This window comes from Brevibacterium salitolerans (genome assembly GCF_039531405.1).
In the GTDB taxonomy this organism is placed as follows: Bacteria; Actinomycetota; Actinomycetes; order Actinomycetales; family Brevibacteriaceae; genus Brevibacterium; species Brevibacterium salitolerans.
This window is the reverse complement of the sequence record NZ_BAAAPZ010000007.1, coordinates 61730-75678: the sequence shown is the minus strand read 5'-3', so window position 1 is coordinate 75678 and position 13949 is coordinate 61730. Positions and strand designations below refer to the sequence as shown.

Genomic DNA, 13949 nt, shown 5'->3' with positions numbered 1-13949 from the left:
CAGACGAGAAAGGCCCCCGATGTCCTCAGCACGCCCCTCCGGCTCCGCGCCTTCCTCGGCCTCGGGGTCGAGGTTCAGGACCGCCCTCCGGAACTACCGGTTCCCCCTCGCCATCCTCACCGGCGTGGTCATCGGTGCGATCATCGGGCTCGTGTTCGGTGAGCGGGCGGCGGTCCTCAAGCCGCTCGGCACCGTCTTCATCAACATGATGTTCACGCTCGTGGTGCCGCTCGTGTTCCTCTCCATCGCCTCGGCGGTGGCGGGCATGCAGTCCGCCAAACGGCTGGGCGGGATCCTCGGCGGGATGATGGGCGTCTTCCTCGCCACCGGAGCCGTCGCCTCCGTCCTCATGATCGCGGCGCTGTGGATCTTCAAGCCCACCGAGGGTCTGGACATCGCGCTGCCGGAACCGGAGGCCGTCGAGGATCCGGGGTCCCTGGGCGACCAGATCGTCTCCACCTTCGTGGTGGACGACTTCTCCAAGCTGCTCTCCGCGGAGAACATGCTCGCGCTCATCGTCTTCGCGATCCTCGTGGGCTTCGCCACCAGCAGCCTGGGGGCCAAGGGGAAGCCGTTCAACGACTTCCTGCAGTCCGGGTCCGAGGTCTTCCTCCGGTTCACCTCCCTCATCATGTACTACGCCCCGATCGGCCTGGGCGCCTACTTCGCCTCGCTGATCGGCGAGCTGGGCCCGCAGCTGGTGGGCGGCTACCTCCGGGCGTTCCTCGTCTACTTCCCGGTGTCGATCGGCTACTTCCTCATCGCCTTCTCCCTCTACGCGTTCCTGGCCGGCGGGCGGAGAGGCTTCACCGCGTTCTGGAAGAACATCATCGAGCCGCTCGCGGTCTCCGTGGGCACCTCGTCCTCCGTCGCCGCGATCCCCGCGAATCTGCGTGCGGGCAAGCGGATCGGCGTGCCCAGGGACGTGCGGGAGACGATCATCCCCATCGGCGCCACCATCCACATGGAGGGCTCCTGCCTGAGCGCGATCCTCAAGATCGCCTTCCTCTTCGCGATCTTCGAGCGCGACTTCTTCACTCCCGGCACCCTCCTCACGGCGATCGGCTTCGCCCTGCTCTCCGGCATGGTGATGGCGGGCATCCCCTCCGGCGGCTTCATCGGCGAGCTCATGATCATCACGCTCTACGGCTTCCCGCCGGCCGCGCTGCCGGTCATCCAGATCATCGGCACCGTCGTGGACGCGCCGGCGACCACGGTCAACGCGGTGGGCGACCAGTCCTCGTCCATGCTCGTCGCCCGGATCCTGGACGGGAAGGACTGGATGGAGAAGACCAAGGCCGCCGAGGCCGCGGAGGATGCCGCCGCCGAGGCCGCGGTTGCGGGCGCAGGTGCAGGGGGATCGGTGGGGGTTGCAGCTGCGGGCCCAGAGGGAACAGAGAACGCCGCTGTGAGCGGTTCCGAGGAGAAGGGAACTGACCGTGGGTGAAGCAGAACAGAGGGACGGGCTCCCTGCCCTCCGCGCCGTCCCGCGTCGCCGGTACACGAACGGCCCCACCCCGCTCGAACACCTGCCGCGCCTGAGCGCGGCGCTGGGCGGTCCGCAGATCTGGATCAAGCGCGACGACCAGCTGGGCCTCACACAGGGTGGGAACAAGACCCGCAAGCTCGAGTTCCTCGTCGCAGAGGCGCTCGCCGCAGGCGCCGACACCCTCGTGACGGCCGGCGGGGTGCAGTCCAACCACTGCCGCCTCACGCTGGCCGCGGCCCGGCGGGAGGGGCTGGAGTGCCACCTGGTGCTCGAGGAGGACCTGGTGCTGGAGGATGGGCCCCAAGCCGGCCCTGCAACCGGCAGTGCGGCACCCGGCGGCAACCCGCCGGAGTTCACGGGCAACTTCCTGCTGTTCGACCTGCTGGGAGCCGAGGGCGTGGAGGTGCTGCCGCAGGGCAGCGATCTCATGGCGCGCGCCGAGGAGCTCGCGGAGGAGCTGCGCACGCAGGGCCGGAAGCCGGCCGTCATCCCGGTGGGCGGTTCGAACGACACCGGTGCCCTGGGGTACGCCGACTGTGCCTGGGAGCTGCTGGACCAGCTCGCGGAGAACGGGCTCCCGAGCAGACAGGACGGCCTCGCCGCGATGGTCCTCCCCAGCGGTTCCGCCGGCATGCAGGCCGGGCTCATCGCAGGTCTGCGCGCCGCCGGCAGCACGATCCCGGTGGTGGGCATCAACGTGAGCCGCCCGCGGGAGGAACAGGAGCCCAAGGTCCGCGCCCTCGTGGATGCGGTGGCCCAGCGGCTGGACCTGCCGCCGGTGCCGGCCGAGCGGACCGTGGCGCTCGGCGACTACGTAGGGCCCGGCTATGCGCTGCCCACACCGGAGATGGTGGAGGCCGTGCGCGTGTTCGCGCGGACGGAGGGGATCCTCCTCGACCCGGTGTACACGGGCAAGGCCGCCGCCGGGCTCATCGACCTGGTGCGCCGTGGCGTCTACGGCCCGGACGACACCGTGGTCTTCCTGCATTCCGGCGGCGTCCCCGGCCTCTACGCCCGCACGGCCGCGTTCCGCTGAGGGCCGAGGCGGCTGGGCAATGACAGTGACGATCTGGGCGGCGGCGCTGGTGACCGCGGGAACCCCCGCTCAGGATCAGCGGCGATACACCGTTGAGCGATGTCCGAGCGCCACTGCGACGATGACGATCTCCGACTCCTTGATCTCGACGAGAACTCGCCATTCGCCGATGCGATATCTCCAGTACCCGGTCAGCTCACCGGTGAGGCCTTTACCCCGTGAGCGGGGGTCGTCCAGTTCGCAGACGGCCTCGAGATACTTTCTGATTCGGGTGAGCTGAGCGCGATCGATCTTTCTCGCGGCCTTGTCGAAATCACCTGAGGTGCGGAGTTCCCATCTCACAGATCCAGCTCATCCCACAGCTGGTGGGCGGGTCGTGACGACCTGTCGGAGGCCTCCCATCGCCGGGCGGCGTCCTCGGCCCAGAAGCGCTCTTCGAGTTCATCCAGATGTTCATGGAGCGCCTCCCGCAGATAGAAGGTCTTCGTGCGGCCCGTGCGCTGCGCAAGGGCGTCGAGGCGGGCTTCGTCTTCAGGGGAAAGGCGTACGGATATGGGCATGATGCACCTCCTGCGATACAAGTATCGCACAGGGCCGGTCTGCGCCCGGAGTCCGCGATCTTCCCGTGGGCGGACGCCCCAGAAACCGCCGCGCATTTCGTCAACCCCGGCGAGGCGGCTGAATCCGTTCGGCCGTCTGCGGTCAGGAGGGTGCGTGTGCCGGAGTCGTCCGTTCTGCGTCCGGTTCGCTGTTCTCCTCCATCCATCGCGCTGCGATGTCGGACGCGTCCTCACCTGCTTCGGAGTCCACAATGAAGCTGTTGATGTCCTCGACCTCGAAGGCGATGCGCACGCGGCAGCACGGGCAGCCGTTGGATCCGGCCCGTCAGTGCTTGAGCGCCTGCTGGGAGGGAGTCGCAGCTCGCAGACCCTGCGAGCACGAACATGGCCGACTGTGTGGCCTTGTTCAGCCGTGCTGTGATGGATTGAAGCTCGGCGGGAAGTCTCTGGTACTCGTCGATGAAGGTGGGGAGGCTGCCCTCGGCGACCAGCGAGGGGCTCTGCTCTGCGAGGGTCATGACTTCAGGATCGTCGAAGTCGAACGATCGTGCATCAGGGGAGGCGGAGACGACTTCTGTGAGCAGGGCGGACTTCCCGACGCTTCGTTGACATCCAGCCGCACGTCTCACTGACATTCAGCCGCAGGCGGGTCTTCCGACTCGACGAGCCCGTGGCGACTGCTGTGCCCCCGGCATCCCACGCCTCGGCAGCAGGGCCGGTGATGACGGTGACGAGCTGAGCAGCGCCGCCTGTGACCGCCGCGATGGTCGCACCAGCACGCCTGTCGATCTGTCGAGACAGCTTCATGAGGGCAAGGAGCAGCGCTGCCTGCAGATCTGCTTGGTGACAGGAGATGGTGCAGGTTTCCCGCCGCGGGGCGCCGGGCGATCCGGCACCGTAAATCCGTTCAGCCGCCCACATACAGGTGGGCGGCTGAGCGCATACGCGGTGCTTTCCGTCCTCAGCGCTCGGTGTCCGCGATCTTCCCGTAGGCGAGTGCGCCCCAGAAATCGCCGCGGACGTAGCGCTGCTCCGGATCCGGCACGAGATCCCAGTGCCGCGTGCGGCCGCGCTGCAGAGCACCCGCGACGAGCTTCCGCCGCTCCTGGCTGGCGCGCACCCGCTCCTCCAGGCGCTCCAGGTCGTACCGGCGGTCGATCTCCGTCCTCAGCTGCGCGGCCGTCTCCGCATGCGCCGGGTGCGAGGCCAGGTTCTCCAGCTCCTCCGGATCCTGTGCGAGGTCGAAGAGCTGGTCCGGATCGCCGGGGCACACGACCAGCTTGCGGTGGCCGCGGACCAGGGTGATCTGCGGCCGGTGGGTCCCCTCGGCGAGGTACTCGATGAGGAGGTCCCGGTCCTCGGGCCCTGCCGTCCCGGCAGCCTCCCGCCGCGCGCTCTCCAGGAGGGACAGCCCCGCCGAGGCCGCCTCCGCACCCGCGGAGCCGGCACCTTCGCCCCCCGCGCCGCCGGCATCCGTGCCGTCTGCACCTGCGGATCCCGCGCCGCCCGCGCTGGCCCCGCCGGCCAGCTCCACCAGCGTGGGTGCCAGGTCCAGGAGGCTCACCGGGTTGGCGAACCGGCCTCGGGGAATGAGCCCGTCCGGCCCCCACAGGAGCAGCGGCACCCGAGCGGACTGCTCGTAGGGCGACATCTTGTACCAGAGGCCCTTCTCACCCAGCATGTCCCCGTGATCGCTGGTGACGATGACGACCGTGTTCTCCGCGAGCCCCAGCTCCTCGAGGCGCGCGCGGATGCGGCCCACCTGGTCGTCGATGTAGCTGACCGCCGCATAGTAGGCACGGCGCGCACGGCGGACGTCCGCGAGCCCCGGCTCCCGCACGTCGAATCCGCTCATCGCCCGCAGCCGGTGACTGTGCGGGTCCTGTGCGGGATCCGGGACCTCGGGATGGGCGGGGTCCGGGATCTCGACGTCCGCGAAGCGGTCCCAGTGCTCACGGGGCGGTTCGTAGGGGTCGTGCGGGTGGATGAACGAGGTGACCATGAGGAAGGGGATGTCCTCGCCGGCGGCCTGGTTGGCGCGGACCCGGTCCGCCAGGTGGCGCAGCGTCCGGAAGGTGACCTCGTCGTCGAAGTCCTGCTGGACGGTCGCCGTCGAGACCCCGGCGGTGAAGACGGCGTCCGCGTCGTGGTACCACTGCAGCCGTGCGGACAGCGGCCGGCCCCAGTCCGGGACCATGTCCATGTCCGCAGGATAGACGTCCGTCGTCAGCCGCTCCTCGAACCCGTGGTGCTGGTCCGGGCCGATGAAGTGCATCCGGCCCACGAGCGCGGTGTGGTAGCCGAGGCTCCGCAGCCGGTGGGCGAAGGTGGGCGCGGAGGCGGGGAAGTCGTCGCCGTTGTCGAAGCACTCGAGCTCCGAGGGCAGGACGCCGGTCATCATCGAGGCCCGCGAGGGCGCACACAGCGGCGTGGTGCAGTAGGCGCGGTCGAACACGGCGCCCTCCTCCGCGAGGGCGTCGATGTGCGGGGTCCGCGCGGCCTCGTCGCCGTAGGCTCCCAGCGCCTGCGCTGCCATCTGGTCCGCCTGAATCACTACGATGTTCGGGGGCGTCATAGCCGTTCCCGCCTTTCTCGATCTGTCGTCTGTTCGTCTGTCAGGGGTGTGTCTCATGGGTGCGTGCTGCGGACCGGACCGTGAGGTCCGCGCAGGGGAGCCGGCCGCCGGAGGACCTCCTCCGCCCGCGGAGGAGCTGGAACGGCTCGCAGCCGCGGCCCCGGCGGACCTGCGCATGGCGGGTCTGCGCGGGGGTGTCTTCCGGATGGGCAGCGAGGATGCGCTCGCCTACCCGGAGGACGGGGAGGGGCCGGTGCGCGAGGTCACGGTGAGCGGCTTCGCCCTCGGGGTGACCACCGTGACCGTGGCCCAGTTCGCCTCCTTCGTGCTGGACACCGGCCACCGCACGGACGCCGAGGCCCACGGCAGCTCCCTCGTCTTCGCCGGCCTGCTGCCGGAGGAGGCGCGCCGCCGTGCGCCCGCCGTCGCCCGGACGCCCTGGTGGCGCGAGGTGGCGGGCGCCTGCTGGCACCGGCCCGAGGGCCCGGGATCCTCGGTCGCCAACCGTGCCGATCATCCTGTCACGCACGTCTCCCACCGCGATGCGCTCGCCTACGCGCACTGGGCGGGTGCGCGGCTGCCCACGGAGGAGGAGTGGGAGTTCGCGGCCCGGGGCGGCCTCGAGCAGCAGCCCTATCCCTGGGGTGCCGAGCGCGAACCGGGCGGCGTGCCGCGCATGAATACCTTCCGGGGGGAGTTCCCGGACGGTCCCACGGCCCCGGTGGGCACGGTCGCGGCGGCAGCCTTCCCGCCCAACGCCTACGGTCTGCACAACATGACCGGCAACGTCTGGGAGTGGACCGCGGGGAGGTTCGGCCCCGACGACGCGCGGCCGGTGCTGCGCGGCGGCTCGTACATGTGCCACGCCTCCTACTGCCGCCGGTACCGGACCTCCGCCCGGACGGCCTCCACCGCGGACACCTCGCTGGGCCACACCGGGTTCCGCCTGGCGATCAGCACCTGACCGGGGTGAGGGCAACCGCCCCCGGAGGTGCCGCCCGGAGGCACGGCCGTCGCGGCCTCAGCCGCGCTTGGACCCGCCGGCCGCTGAGGCGGCCGCATCCTCGGGCTCGTCCGTGCTGTCCGCGGAGTCAGCGTCCTCACCGGGGGCGCCGCTGCTCTCCGCCGCGTCCTCCGGGGTCCAGCCGTCCTCCCACTCACCGGTCTCGTAGTCGTAGCCCATGGGCTCCCCGTCCTCGTCGGTGCGCTGGTACCAGCCCGTGTAGATCTCGGCCTCGGAGTCCACGTCCGCGCCCGCGCCCTCGCCCGGCTCCGTCTCGACCACCTGGAGCGCGAAGTCGTCGCCGTACTTGTCCACGCCCTCCACGACGGCATTGCTCACCGCGGTCTCCGCGTAGTGGTGGCGGAGGGTGAAGGGGTCCGTGCGGAGGTCGCGGAACCAGGCGATGACGATGAGGATCATCACGAAGGCGAACGGCACCGCGGTCACGATCACCAGCTGCTGCAGGCCCTCCAGCGCGGTGGCGTCGCCCAGCAGCAGCATGACGACGGCGATGCCGGACATCACGAGTCCCCAGAAGACGACCACCCAGCGCCGCGGCGCCTGGTCGCCGCGGCTCGTGAGCATGCCCATGACGACGGAGGCGGAGTCCGCGGAGGTGATGAAGAAGATCGACAGGACCAGGATGACGACGAACGGCAGCCACTCCACATAGGGGAGGTGGCTCAGCAGGGTGAAGAACACCTCGGGCGGCGCCATGTCCGCGGAGAAGCCCTCATAGCCCTCCCGGTACATCCACATGGAGGTCCCGCCCATGACGCCGTAGGCGACGAAGAGGAGCGTGGACGGGATGAGGATGGTGCCGAGGAGGAACTGGCGGATGCTGCGGCCGCGGGAGATGCGGGCGATGAAGATGCCCACGAACGGCGACCAGGAGATCCACCACGCCCAGTAGTAGACCGTCCACGCGGACTGGAACTCGCCGGTCTCCTCGCCCCAGGACAGCGAACGGCTCATCATGTCGAACATGGAGCCCAGGTACTGCATCATCCCGGACGGCAGGAGGTTGAGCAGGAACAGCGTGGGCCCCAGGAACAGCACCAGCGCGACGATGCCGACGGTGAGCACGATGTTGATGCTCGAGAGGTAGCGGATGCCGCGGGACACACCGGACACGGCGGAGATGATGAAGCCCACCGTGAGGACGAGGATGATGATCACGAGCGTGTTGTTCGCCAGCTCGCCGGCGCCGGAGACGATGCTCACGCCGGTGCCGATCTGCATCGCGGCGATGCCCAGCGCCGCCGCCGTGCCGAACAGCGTGGCGATGATCGCGAAGATGTCGACCAGCTTGCCCGCGAACCCGTCCGTGTGGCGCTCGCCGAACAGGGTGCGGAAGATCGAGGACATGAGCAGCGTGCGCCCGCGGCGATAGGCGGCGTAGGCGACGGCCCCGCCCACGAGGGCGTACATGGCCCAGGCGTGGAAGCCCCAGTGGAAGTACGTCTGCGCGAGCGAGTGGTGGAGCGCCTCCGTGGTCTCCGGCTCATTGGTGAGCGGCGGAGGGGAGACGAAGTACGTGAGCGGCTCCGACGGGCCGAAGAAGAGCACGCCGATCCCGATCCCCGCCGCGAAGAGCATGGCGACCCAGGAGAAGGTGCTGAACTCCGGCTTCTCCCCGTCCTTGCCCAGTGTGATCTTCCCGTAGGGCGAGAAGGAGAGCGCGAGGAGCGCCACCAGCACCACGATCGCCACCGCGTTGAACAGCCAGCCGAGGTTCCGGGTGGCCCAGCCGTACGCGGCGCCGGAGACCACGGAGACGCTCTCGGGGCTGGCGATGCCCCAGATCACGAAGGCGACCGTGAGGACGCCGGCGACGGCGAACACCGTCTTGCCGAGCGAGTAGCGGCGACGCTGTTCGTCGATGGAGATGCCCGGCACCAGGGCCGGGTGGATGTTGTGCGGGTACTTGGCGCTCGCGTTCCTGGGGCGCTGATAGTCGAAGCGGCCCAGGGACTCGCCTGCGCGGCGGCCTGCGCGCCGCGCCTCGTCTCTGAGGCGGCGCTTCCCGGGGGACGCGGCCTCGGTGGACGGCTGCGGGTCGGACGGAGGGGTTTCGGGCATGTCGGATGGCACCTTGAGCGTGAGAGGGCAAGCGGAGGCGCACGCATCCGCCTGAGAGGGTCGCGGGGGCGGGGCGCGTCCCTAGGGCTCGCCGCCCCACCAGCCGATCGAGACCGCGGCCCACGAGTCGTTCGCATAGCCGAGGGCGGGACGGGGCGCGAGAGGGCCTGCGTGGCGGCTGAGGGCGGAGAGGCTGCATCCCAGGGTGAGGAAAGCTCCCCTGCTCATCCGACTTGCCGGAATCCCGCTCACGCACATGGTGAGGATGCTAACAACGAATCGGAAAACTGTCAGGAATGTGCATGGAACCGTGAGACGGTCCCGCATGATCCGGGGAGGGGCAGGGTCTCTGCGGGCGCTGCCTCAGCACCCGCAGAGACCTCTCCGTCGCCTCCCCGGTGTCTCAGTGGGGCGCCGCCGCCCGGCCCAGCTGCACGTGCGGCTCACGGGTGGATCCGCGGTCCGAGCCCCCGTCCATCTCCAGCCGAGGCCATGCTGCCAGCCGGCGCAGCACCTGCCGGTCGTGGCTGGCGATGACCACGGCGGCCTCCGTGTCCGCGAGCGCGTCCAGCAGCTCCTCGACGAGGAGCATCGACATGTGGTTGCTCGGTTCGTCCAGAAGCAGCACCGTGGGCGCGCCCGCAAGCACCGTCGCAAGGTGCAGTCGGCGCAGCTGGCCCTGCGAGAGGTGCCGCACCCGCGTGCGGGCCGCCTCCCCGCCCAGCAGGCCGTAGAGGCCGCCGTGCCCGAGGCCGTCTCCGGCTCCGGTGCCTCCGCCCGCCGCCTCGCGCACCTCGTGCGGCAGGGCGTCAGCGGGCCAAGCGGGCACCTCCTGGCCCAGCATGCCCACCCGTGCGCCGCGGTGCCGGCGAACGCCGCCGGTGTCCGGCTCCAGATCACCGGCGAGCATCCCCAGCAGCGTGGACTTCCCGCTGCCGTTGGGTCCGGTCACGAGCAGCCGCTCGCCCGCGCTCAGCGTCAGCGTCACCGGGGCGGCAGAACGCGCGGCGACCGCGGCCTCGGAGGCGGTGAGCAGAGGAGCGCCCTTCTCCGCTGACAGCCGCGGGAAGCTGAGCGCAGGCGGCGGCGGCGGGACGGTGAGCGCGTGGGCGGCGAGTTCGTCCTCCCGCCGCCGCAGCGCCTGCACGATCCCCGGCGCGCGGGACTGCCGCTGGTGTCTGCCCGTGCCCTTGTCCGGACGCCAGCCGGTCGACAGCCGGGCGCGTGCCGAATCCGCCGCGCTCGCGAGCCGCTGGTGCTCGGCCTGCTGGTCGTCGTACTCCGTCTGCCAGGCCTCGCGTTCGCGTTCGCGCCCGGCCCGCCAGCCGTTCCATCCGCCCGGGTAGCGCCGCGGGCGGCCGTCGGAGGTGGGGTCCAGGTCCAGGAATTCGTCCGCGACGTCGGCCAGGAGGGCGGCGTCGTGGGAGACGAGCACCAGCCCGCCGGGGTGGGCGCGGAGCGCATGGGTGAGGAATTCCAGGCCCGAGGCGTCGAGGTGGTTCGTGGGCTCGTCCAGCAGGAGCAGATCCGGGGAGGAGCCCAGCACGCAGGCCAGCCGCACCCGGCAGCGCTGTCCCACGGACAGCTCCCGCAGCGGCCGGGTGCGATCCGTGCATGCGTGCAGTGCCTCGAGTGCGATGTCCACCCGGCGGTCCGCGTCCCATGCATCGAGCGCGAGCGCGGCCTCGAGCGCTGCGGCATAGCGGTCCTCGGCGGAGCCCGTTCCCGCCGCGGGGGACTCGGAGGTCGCTGTGCCCGGGCGGCCGCACGGATCCGCGGGCACGGGCGGAGTGGGATCCGCCGGGTCCGCCATCTCCGCCGCGGCGGCGTCGAGCTCCGCGAGGGCGTGCAGAGCGGGCGCGATGGCCTCGGCGATGAGCGAGCCCACCGTCTCACCGCCGGCGGACGGGAGCTCCTGCTCCACGAAGGCGAGCGTGCCGGAGCGTTCGAGTGTGCCGGAATCCGGGGTGATCCTGCCCGCGAGGAGCGACAGGAGCGTCGTCTTCCCCCGGCCGTTCTCGCCCACGAGGGCGAGGCGGGAGCCGGGGCTGACGGTGACGTCCACCTCGGTGAGCAGCGGTGTGCCGCTGAAGGTGTGCGAGAGCCCGCGGGCGCGGATGTGCGCCGCTGGGCCGGCAGAGGGGTGTGCGGGGGTGAGAGTCATGGATGTCCGTTCAGATGCGTGGGTGCATGAACGGCGCAGGCCTGGGCGCGGCACGAGCGCAGCGGCTCGGCTGGAGGCGGTGAGCCGGCACCGGGAATGGGTGCCGGGGGCGCCGTTCGGAATGTCAGCGATCCGACGGCGGGGCGACTGTGAGGAAGGACAGCGCGACAGCTGAGCAGGGCGGATTCGTGCGTCCGTGTGCGCGAGCGGCGCGTGGAGGCGTCGATGCGGAGATCCGCCTGCGAGGCGGAGTCCGGATCCGCGATGCCCGCCCGGGGGGTCGGTGCGGCTGTGCGGTGAGGGTCTCAGGGCCCGCCGTCAGCGGCGGATGCGGTCCCTGACCCAGATGTGAGCGGTGCGTTCCATAGGGCGATTCTACCGCGAGGCGGGGCGGGGAGGGCAAGGCCGCCTGTGTGCGCCGTGGGCCTCGCCGCGCGAGTGCTGCCCCGAGAGGGGCTCTGGAGAACGCGGGAGTGAAATGTATCACAGCCTGTGAGGCAGTCAATGCCCGGAGGGGGAGTCACGGGGTCCCTCACTGGGTATTCTCAAGAAAAGCGACAGATTCGCAGAATGTCTCCTCGACGGGGAGCGAGCGCTGGCGGAGATGTGGCAGACCGGAATCCCAGAGAGGAGCGACGGCGCATGAATATGAGCGCAGCCGCTTATGACAACTCCACACGGTTCACCGGCCTGGCGGGGATCTACGATCGCTTCCGCCCGGGTTACCCCGACGCATGCCTCCAGTGGATGGCCGACCGCGCCGGACTGACCGGCAGCGCCGTGGTCGCGGACATGGGAGCGGGCACCGGGAAGCTCTCCGAGGAGCTGGTGCTCAACGGTCTGCGGACCGTGGCCGTCGAACCCAACCCGGACATGTTCGAGCTCCTCGAGCGGAAATCCGCCATGACATCCCTCCTCACGACCGTGAGATCCAGGGCGGAGGACACCGGGCTCGAGGACTCCTCGGTCTCCCTGGTCACCGCCGGGCAGTCGTTCCACTGGTTCGATCCGGAGGCCTTCCGTGAGGAGTGCGCGCGCATCCTCGCGCCCGGCGGCAGGGTCGCGCTGCTGTGGAACTCCCGGCGCCGTGAGACGGCGCTGGTGCAGGCCAATGCGGAGGTGTTCCGCCGCCACGTGCCGGCGTTCCCGGGATTCAGCGGCGACCACCGGATCTCTGCGGAGGTGTTCGCCGAGTTCTTCCGGCCCGGCGGGTACGAGTACCGGGAGTTCGAGCACGATCAGATGCTGACCCTCGACGAGTTCCTGGGGCGGAACCTGTCCGCCACCTATGCGCCGCGGGAGGGTGATCCGGCCCACGACCGGCTGGTGACGGACCTCCGAGCACTGTTCGAGGAGTACCGGGAGTCGGACCTCATCCGCTTCCCGCTCGTCACCCGCGTCTTCATGGGCGGCGTGACGGGCTGATCCGCGGTCCGCGTAGGCTTCTGCCATGGCGGACGGCATCGGCGCAGACAACACAGGCACGTTCTCCGGTCTCGGGGAGGTGTACAGCCGCGCGCGCCCGGACTATCCCGAGGCCTGCTACGACCTCCTGGAGGAGGCGATGCGCGCGAGCGCCGCCGCGGCCGGCGATGCCGGAGCCGGGAACGCAGTCGTCGCGGACATCGGCGCCGGTACGGGCAAGCTGACGGCGGGGCTGCTGGAACGAGGGTGGCAGGTCGCCGCGGTGGAGCCCAACCCGGACATGCTCGGCCGGCTCGAGGCGCACCTCGGCGGGCGAGGGGGACTGCGGACGGTGGCGGCGCCGGCGGAGGCCACCGGGCTCCCCGACGGCAGCGTGGGCCTCGTGACGGTGGCCCAGGCGTTCCACTGGTTCGACCAGGACGCGTTCCGTGCGGAGTGCCGCAGGATCCTGGCCCCGGGAGGCCGGGTGGCGATCATCTGGAACTTCCGCCGTCCGGAGGCGGCGTCCACGCAGGCGGCCGTCGAGGCGTTCCGGCGGCACGTGAAGGGTTTCGTGGCCCTCACCCTGGGCGAGCGGGTGGGGGAGGCGGACCTCGCCCGCTTCTACGGCGGCGAGTGGGAGCGCACGGTGCTCGACAACGACGAGGACATCGACAGGGAGACGTTCCTGGGGCGCTGCCTCTCGGCCTCCTACTTCCCCAAGGAGGGGGACCCGGCCCGCGGACCGCTGCTGCGGGAGCTGGAGAGCATCTTCGATGCGCACAGCACCGCCGGCGTGCACCGCTTCCAGCAGGTCACCCACGTGCACATCGGCACCCTGCGCTGAGCTCCACGGGGCGCTGACGCCGGGGGTGCGCTGAGGCCTGCGGTGCACTCTCAGGGCACTTCGCACTCCTCGGGCGGCGCACCTCGTGGGTGCGCGCGGACGGGAGCACGTCTCTCCTGGTCTCCCGGCGCGGTCGTCTCAGCGGCCGAGCCGGGAGTGCCATTCCCCGACAGCCTGCGCGCATGAGCCGACGCAGGGATTGGTCCGTCCCGGCCTCCCCGGAAATCTGGCTGGGAGCCCTCGCCGCAGCCGCAGCCAGAGGGCTCCTCACCCGGCATTTCCTGAAGGAGCCCGATTCGATGAACCCTGAGACGAACGACGAGACCGTGCCCGGAGCCACCCGTCGGAAAGTGGTCGTGGGGGCGGCCTGGAGCCTCCCGGTGATCGCGGCGGCGACGGCCGTTCCCGCGGCGTCCGCCTCCGCACCCGTCTGTGAGGAGGTGACCCACTGCTACAGCCCGAAGGACCACGGGAAGAAGAGTCCCCTGGGACCCAAGCACAATGTCGCCGCGATCACCGTCATCACCGGGAAGGCGGTGATCGTGAGGTATCTGCGGAAGTATCCGCACCAGACCTCCATCAACATCGACCACACCCTCGTCCACCGCTCCGGGGACCACGGCGTCCGGGAGGGGTTCGAGTTCACCTACGACCTCACGGACGCAGGCATCTGCGATCCGGAGTTCATCCAGGTCGACGGCAACAACGTCCACTACTACGGGGGCGGGGTGTTCCGCTGAGCTGAGCCCCGGCCGCCGCACTGCATGCCGCCCGCTGGCTCCCGCACCG

At 70.6% G+C, this 13949-nt stretch carries 13 protein-coding genes; 6 read left to right on the top strand and 7 right to left on the bottom strand.

What is annotated here, in order from left to right; all coding sequences use genetic code 11:
• Positions 1–19: 19 nt before the first annotated feature.
• Together ABD240_RS09465 and ABD240_RS09460 are read left to right on the top strand one after the other, a co-directional pair.
• On the top strand, positions 20–1447 hold the full coding sequence (locus ABD240_RS09465) for a dicarboxylate/amino acid:cation symporter (protein ID WP_291796290.1): 1428 nt from the start codon (positions 20–22) through the stop codon (positions 1445–1447).
• Positions 1440–2525 carry a D-cysteine desulfhydrase family protein gene (locus ABD240_RS09460; RefSeq protein ID WP_344336981.1) on the top strand — a complete coding sequence of 362 codons (1086 nt, stop codon included), beginning with the start codon at positions 1440–1442 and terminating at the stop codon, positions 2523–2525. The genes ABD240_RS09465 and ABD240_RS09460 overlap by 8 nt, the downstream gene beginning before the upstream one ends.
• A gap of 75 nt (positions 2526–2600) precedes the next feature.
• On the opposite strand, the gene ABD240_RS09455 is transcribed toward ABD240_RS09460, so the two are convergent.
• The 4 genes from ABD240_RS09455 to betC form a co-directional block, all read right to left on the bottom strand.
• A complete protein-coding gene (locus ABD240_RS09455) occupies positions 2601–2867 on the bottom strand; it encodes a type II toxin-antitoxin system RelE family toxin (RefSeq protein ID WP_291796284.1) in 267 nt (88 codons plus the stop codon).
• The gene (gene relB / locus ABD240_RS09450; RefSeq protein WP_291796283.1) at positions 2864–3085 is read right to left on the bottom strand and encodes a type II toxin-antitoxin system RelB family antitoxin; all 222 of its coding nucleotides are present in this window, start codon (positions 3083–3085) and stop codon (positions 2864–2866) included. Before relB ends, ABD240_RS09455 begins: the two co-directional genes overlap by 4 nt.
• 230 nt (positions 3086–3315) lie before the next feature.
• Positions 3316–3720, bottom strand: a complete 405-nt coding sequence (locus ABD240_RS17125) for an AAA family ATPase (RefSeq protein ID WP_425547008.1) — start codon at positions 3718–3720, stop codon at positions 3316–3318.
• Positions 3721–4046: 326 nt separating this feature from the next.
• Positions 4047–5660 (bottom strand): choline-sulfatase, encoded by a 1614-nt coding sequence (gene betC / locus ABD240_RS09445; protein ID WP_291796281.1) that lies wholly within the window; start codon positions 5658–5660, stop codon positions 4047–4049.
• 55 nt (positions 5661–5715) lie between these two features.
• Between betC and ABD240_RS09440 the strand changes: the two genes are divergently transcribed.
• The gene (locus ABD240_RS09440) at positions 5716–6624 is read left to right on the top strand and encodes a formylglycine-generating enzyme family protein (RefSeq protein WP_344336980.1); all 909 of its coding nucleotides are present in this window, start codon (positions 5716–5718) and stop codon (positions 6622–6624) included.
• A 57-nt stretch (positions 6625–6681) separates the two neighbouring features.
• Here ABD240_RS09440 and ABD240_RS09435 read toward each other — a convergent pair whose 3' ends face one another.
• The 3 genes from ABD240_RS09435 to ABD240_RS09425 all read right to left on the bottom strand — a co-directional run bounded on the left by ABD240_RS09435 (position 6682) and on the right by ABD240_RS09425 (position 10909).
• The gene (locus tag ABD240_RS09435) at positions 6682–8745 is read right to left on the bottom strand and encodes a BCCT family transporter (protein WP_344336979.1); all 2064 of its coding nucleotides are present in this window, start codon (positions 8743–8745) and stop codon (positions 6682–6684) included.
• An 81-nt stretch (positions 8746–8826) separates the two neighbouring features.
• Positions 8827–8973 (bottom strand): hypothetical protein, encoded by a 147-nt coding sequence (locus ABD240_RS09430; RefSeq protein WP_344336978.1) that lies wholly within the window; start codon positions 8971–8973, stop codon positions 8827–8829.
• Between the two features lie 175 nt (positions 8974–9148).
• Positions 9149–10909 (bottom strand): ATP-binding cassette domain-containing protein, encoded by a 1761-nt coding sequence (locus tag ABD240_RS09425; protein ID WP_344336977.1) that lies wholly within the window; start codon positions 10907–10909, stop codon positions 9149–9151.
• Positions 10910–11551: 642 nt separating this feature from the next.
• Here ABD240_RS09425 and ABD240_RS09420 point away from each other — a divergent pair.
• The 3 genes from ABD240_RS09420 (at position 11552) to ABD240_RS09410 (ending at position 13900) form a co-directional block, all read left to right on the top strand.
• Positions 11552–12334 (top strand): class I SAM-dependent methyltransferase, encoded by a 783-nt coding sequence (locus tag ABD240_RS09420; RefSeq protein WP_291796562.1) that lies wholly within the window; start codon positions 11552–11554, stop codon positions 12332–12334.
• Positions 12335–12359: 25 nt separating this feature from the next.
• On the top strand, positions 12360–13160 hold the full coding sequence (locus ABD240_RS09415) for a class I SAM-dependent methyltransferase (RefSeq protein ID WP_291796565.1): 801 nt from the start codon (positions 12360–12362) through the stop codon (positions 13158–13160).
• Between the two features lie 182 nt (positions 13161–13342).
• A complete protein-coding gene (locus ABD240_RS09410; protein ID WP_291796568.1) occupies positions 13343–13900 on the top strand; it encodes a hypothetical protein in 558 nt (185 codons plus the stop codon).
• Positions 13901–13949: the final 49 nt, after the last annotated feature.

Excerpts from the sequence above, each read along its gene's own strand:
- relB (WP_291796283.1), bottom strand. The coding sequence starts at position 3,085 with ATGCCCATATCCGTACGCCTTTCCCCTGAAGACGAAGCCCGCCTCGAC.
- ABD240_RS09465 (WP_291796290.1), top strand. The coding sequence starts at position 20 with ATGTCCTCAGCACGCCCCTCCGGCTCCGCGCCTTCCTCGGCCTCGGGG.
- ABD240_RS09410 (WP_291796568.1), top strand. The coding sequence starts at position 13,343 with ATGAGCCGACGCAGGGATTGGTCCGTCCCGGCCTCCCCGGAAATCTGG.
- ABD240_RS09435 (WP_344336979.1), bottom strand. The coding sequence starts at position 8,745 with ATGCCCGAAACCCCTCCGTCCGACCCGCAGCCGTCCACCGAGGCCGCG.
- ABD240_RS09420 (WP_291796562.1), top strand. The coding sequence starts at position 11,552 with ATGAATATGAGCGCAGCCGCTTATGACAACTCCACACGGTTCACCGGC.
- ABD240_RS17125 (WP_425547008.1), bottom strand. The coding sequence starts at position 3,720 with ATGTCAGTGAGACGTGCGGCTGGATGTCAACGAAGCGTCGGGAAGTCC.
- ABD240_RS09430 (WP_344336978.1), bottom strand. The coding sequence starts at position 8,973 with ATGAGCAGGGGAGCTTTCCTCACCCTGGGATGCAGCCTCTCCGCCCTC.
- ABD240_RS09425 (WP_344336977.1), bottom strand. The coding sequence starts at position 10,909 with ATGACTCTCACCCCCGCACACCCCTCTGCCGGCCCAGCGGCGCACATC.
- betC (WP_291796281.1), bottom strand. The coding sequence starts at position 5,660 with ATGACGCCCCCGAACATCGTAGTGATTCAGGCGGACCAGATGGCAGCG.
- ABD240_RS09440 (WP_344336980.1), top strand. The coding sequence starts at position 5,716 with ATGGGTGCGTGCTGCGGACCGGACCGTGAGGTCCGCGCAGGGGAGCCG.
- ABD240_RS09415 (WP_291796565.1), top strand. The coding sequence starts at position 12,360 with ATGGCGGACGGCATCGGCGCAGACAACACAGGCACGTTCTCCGGTCTC.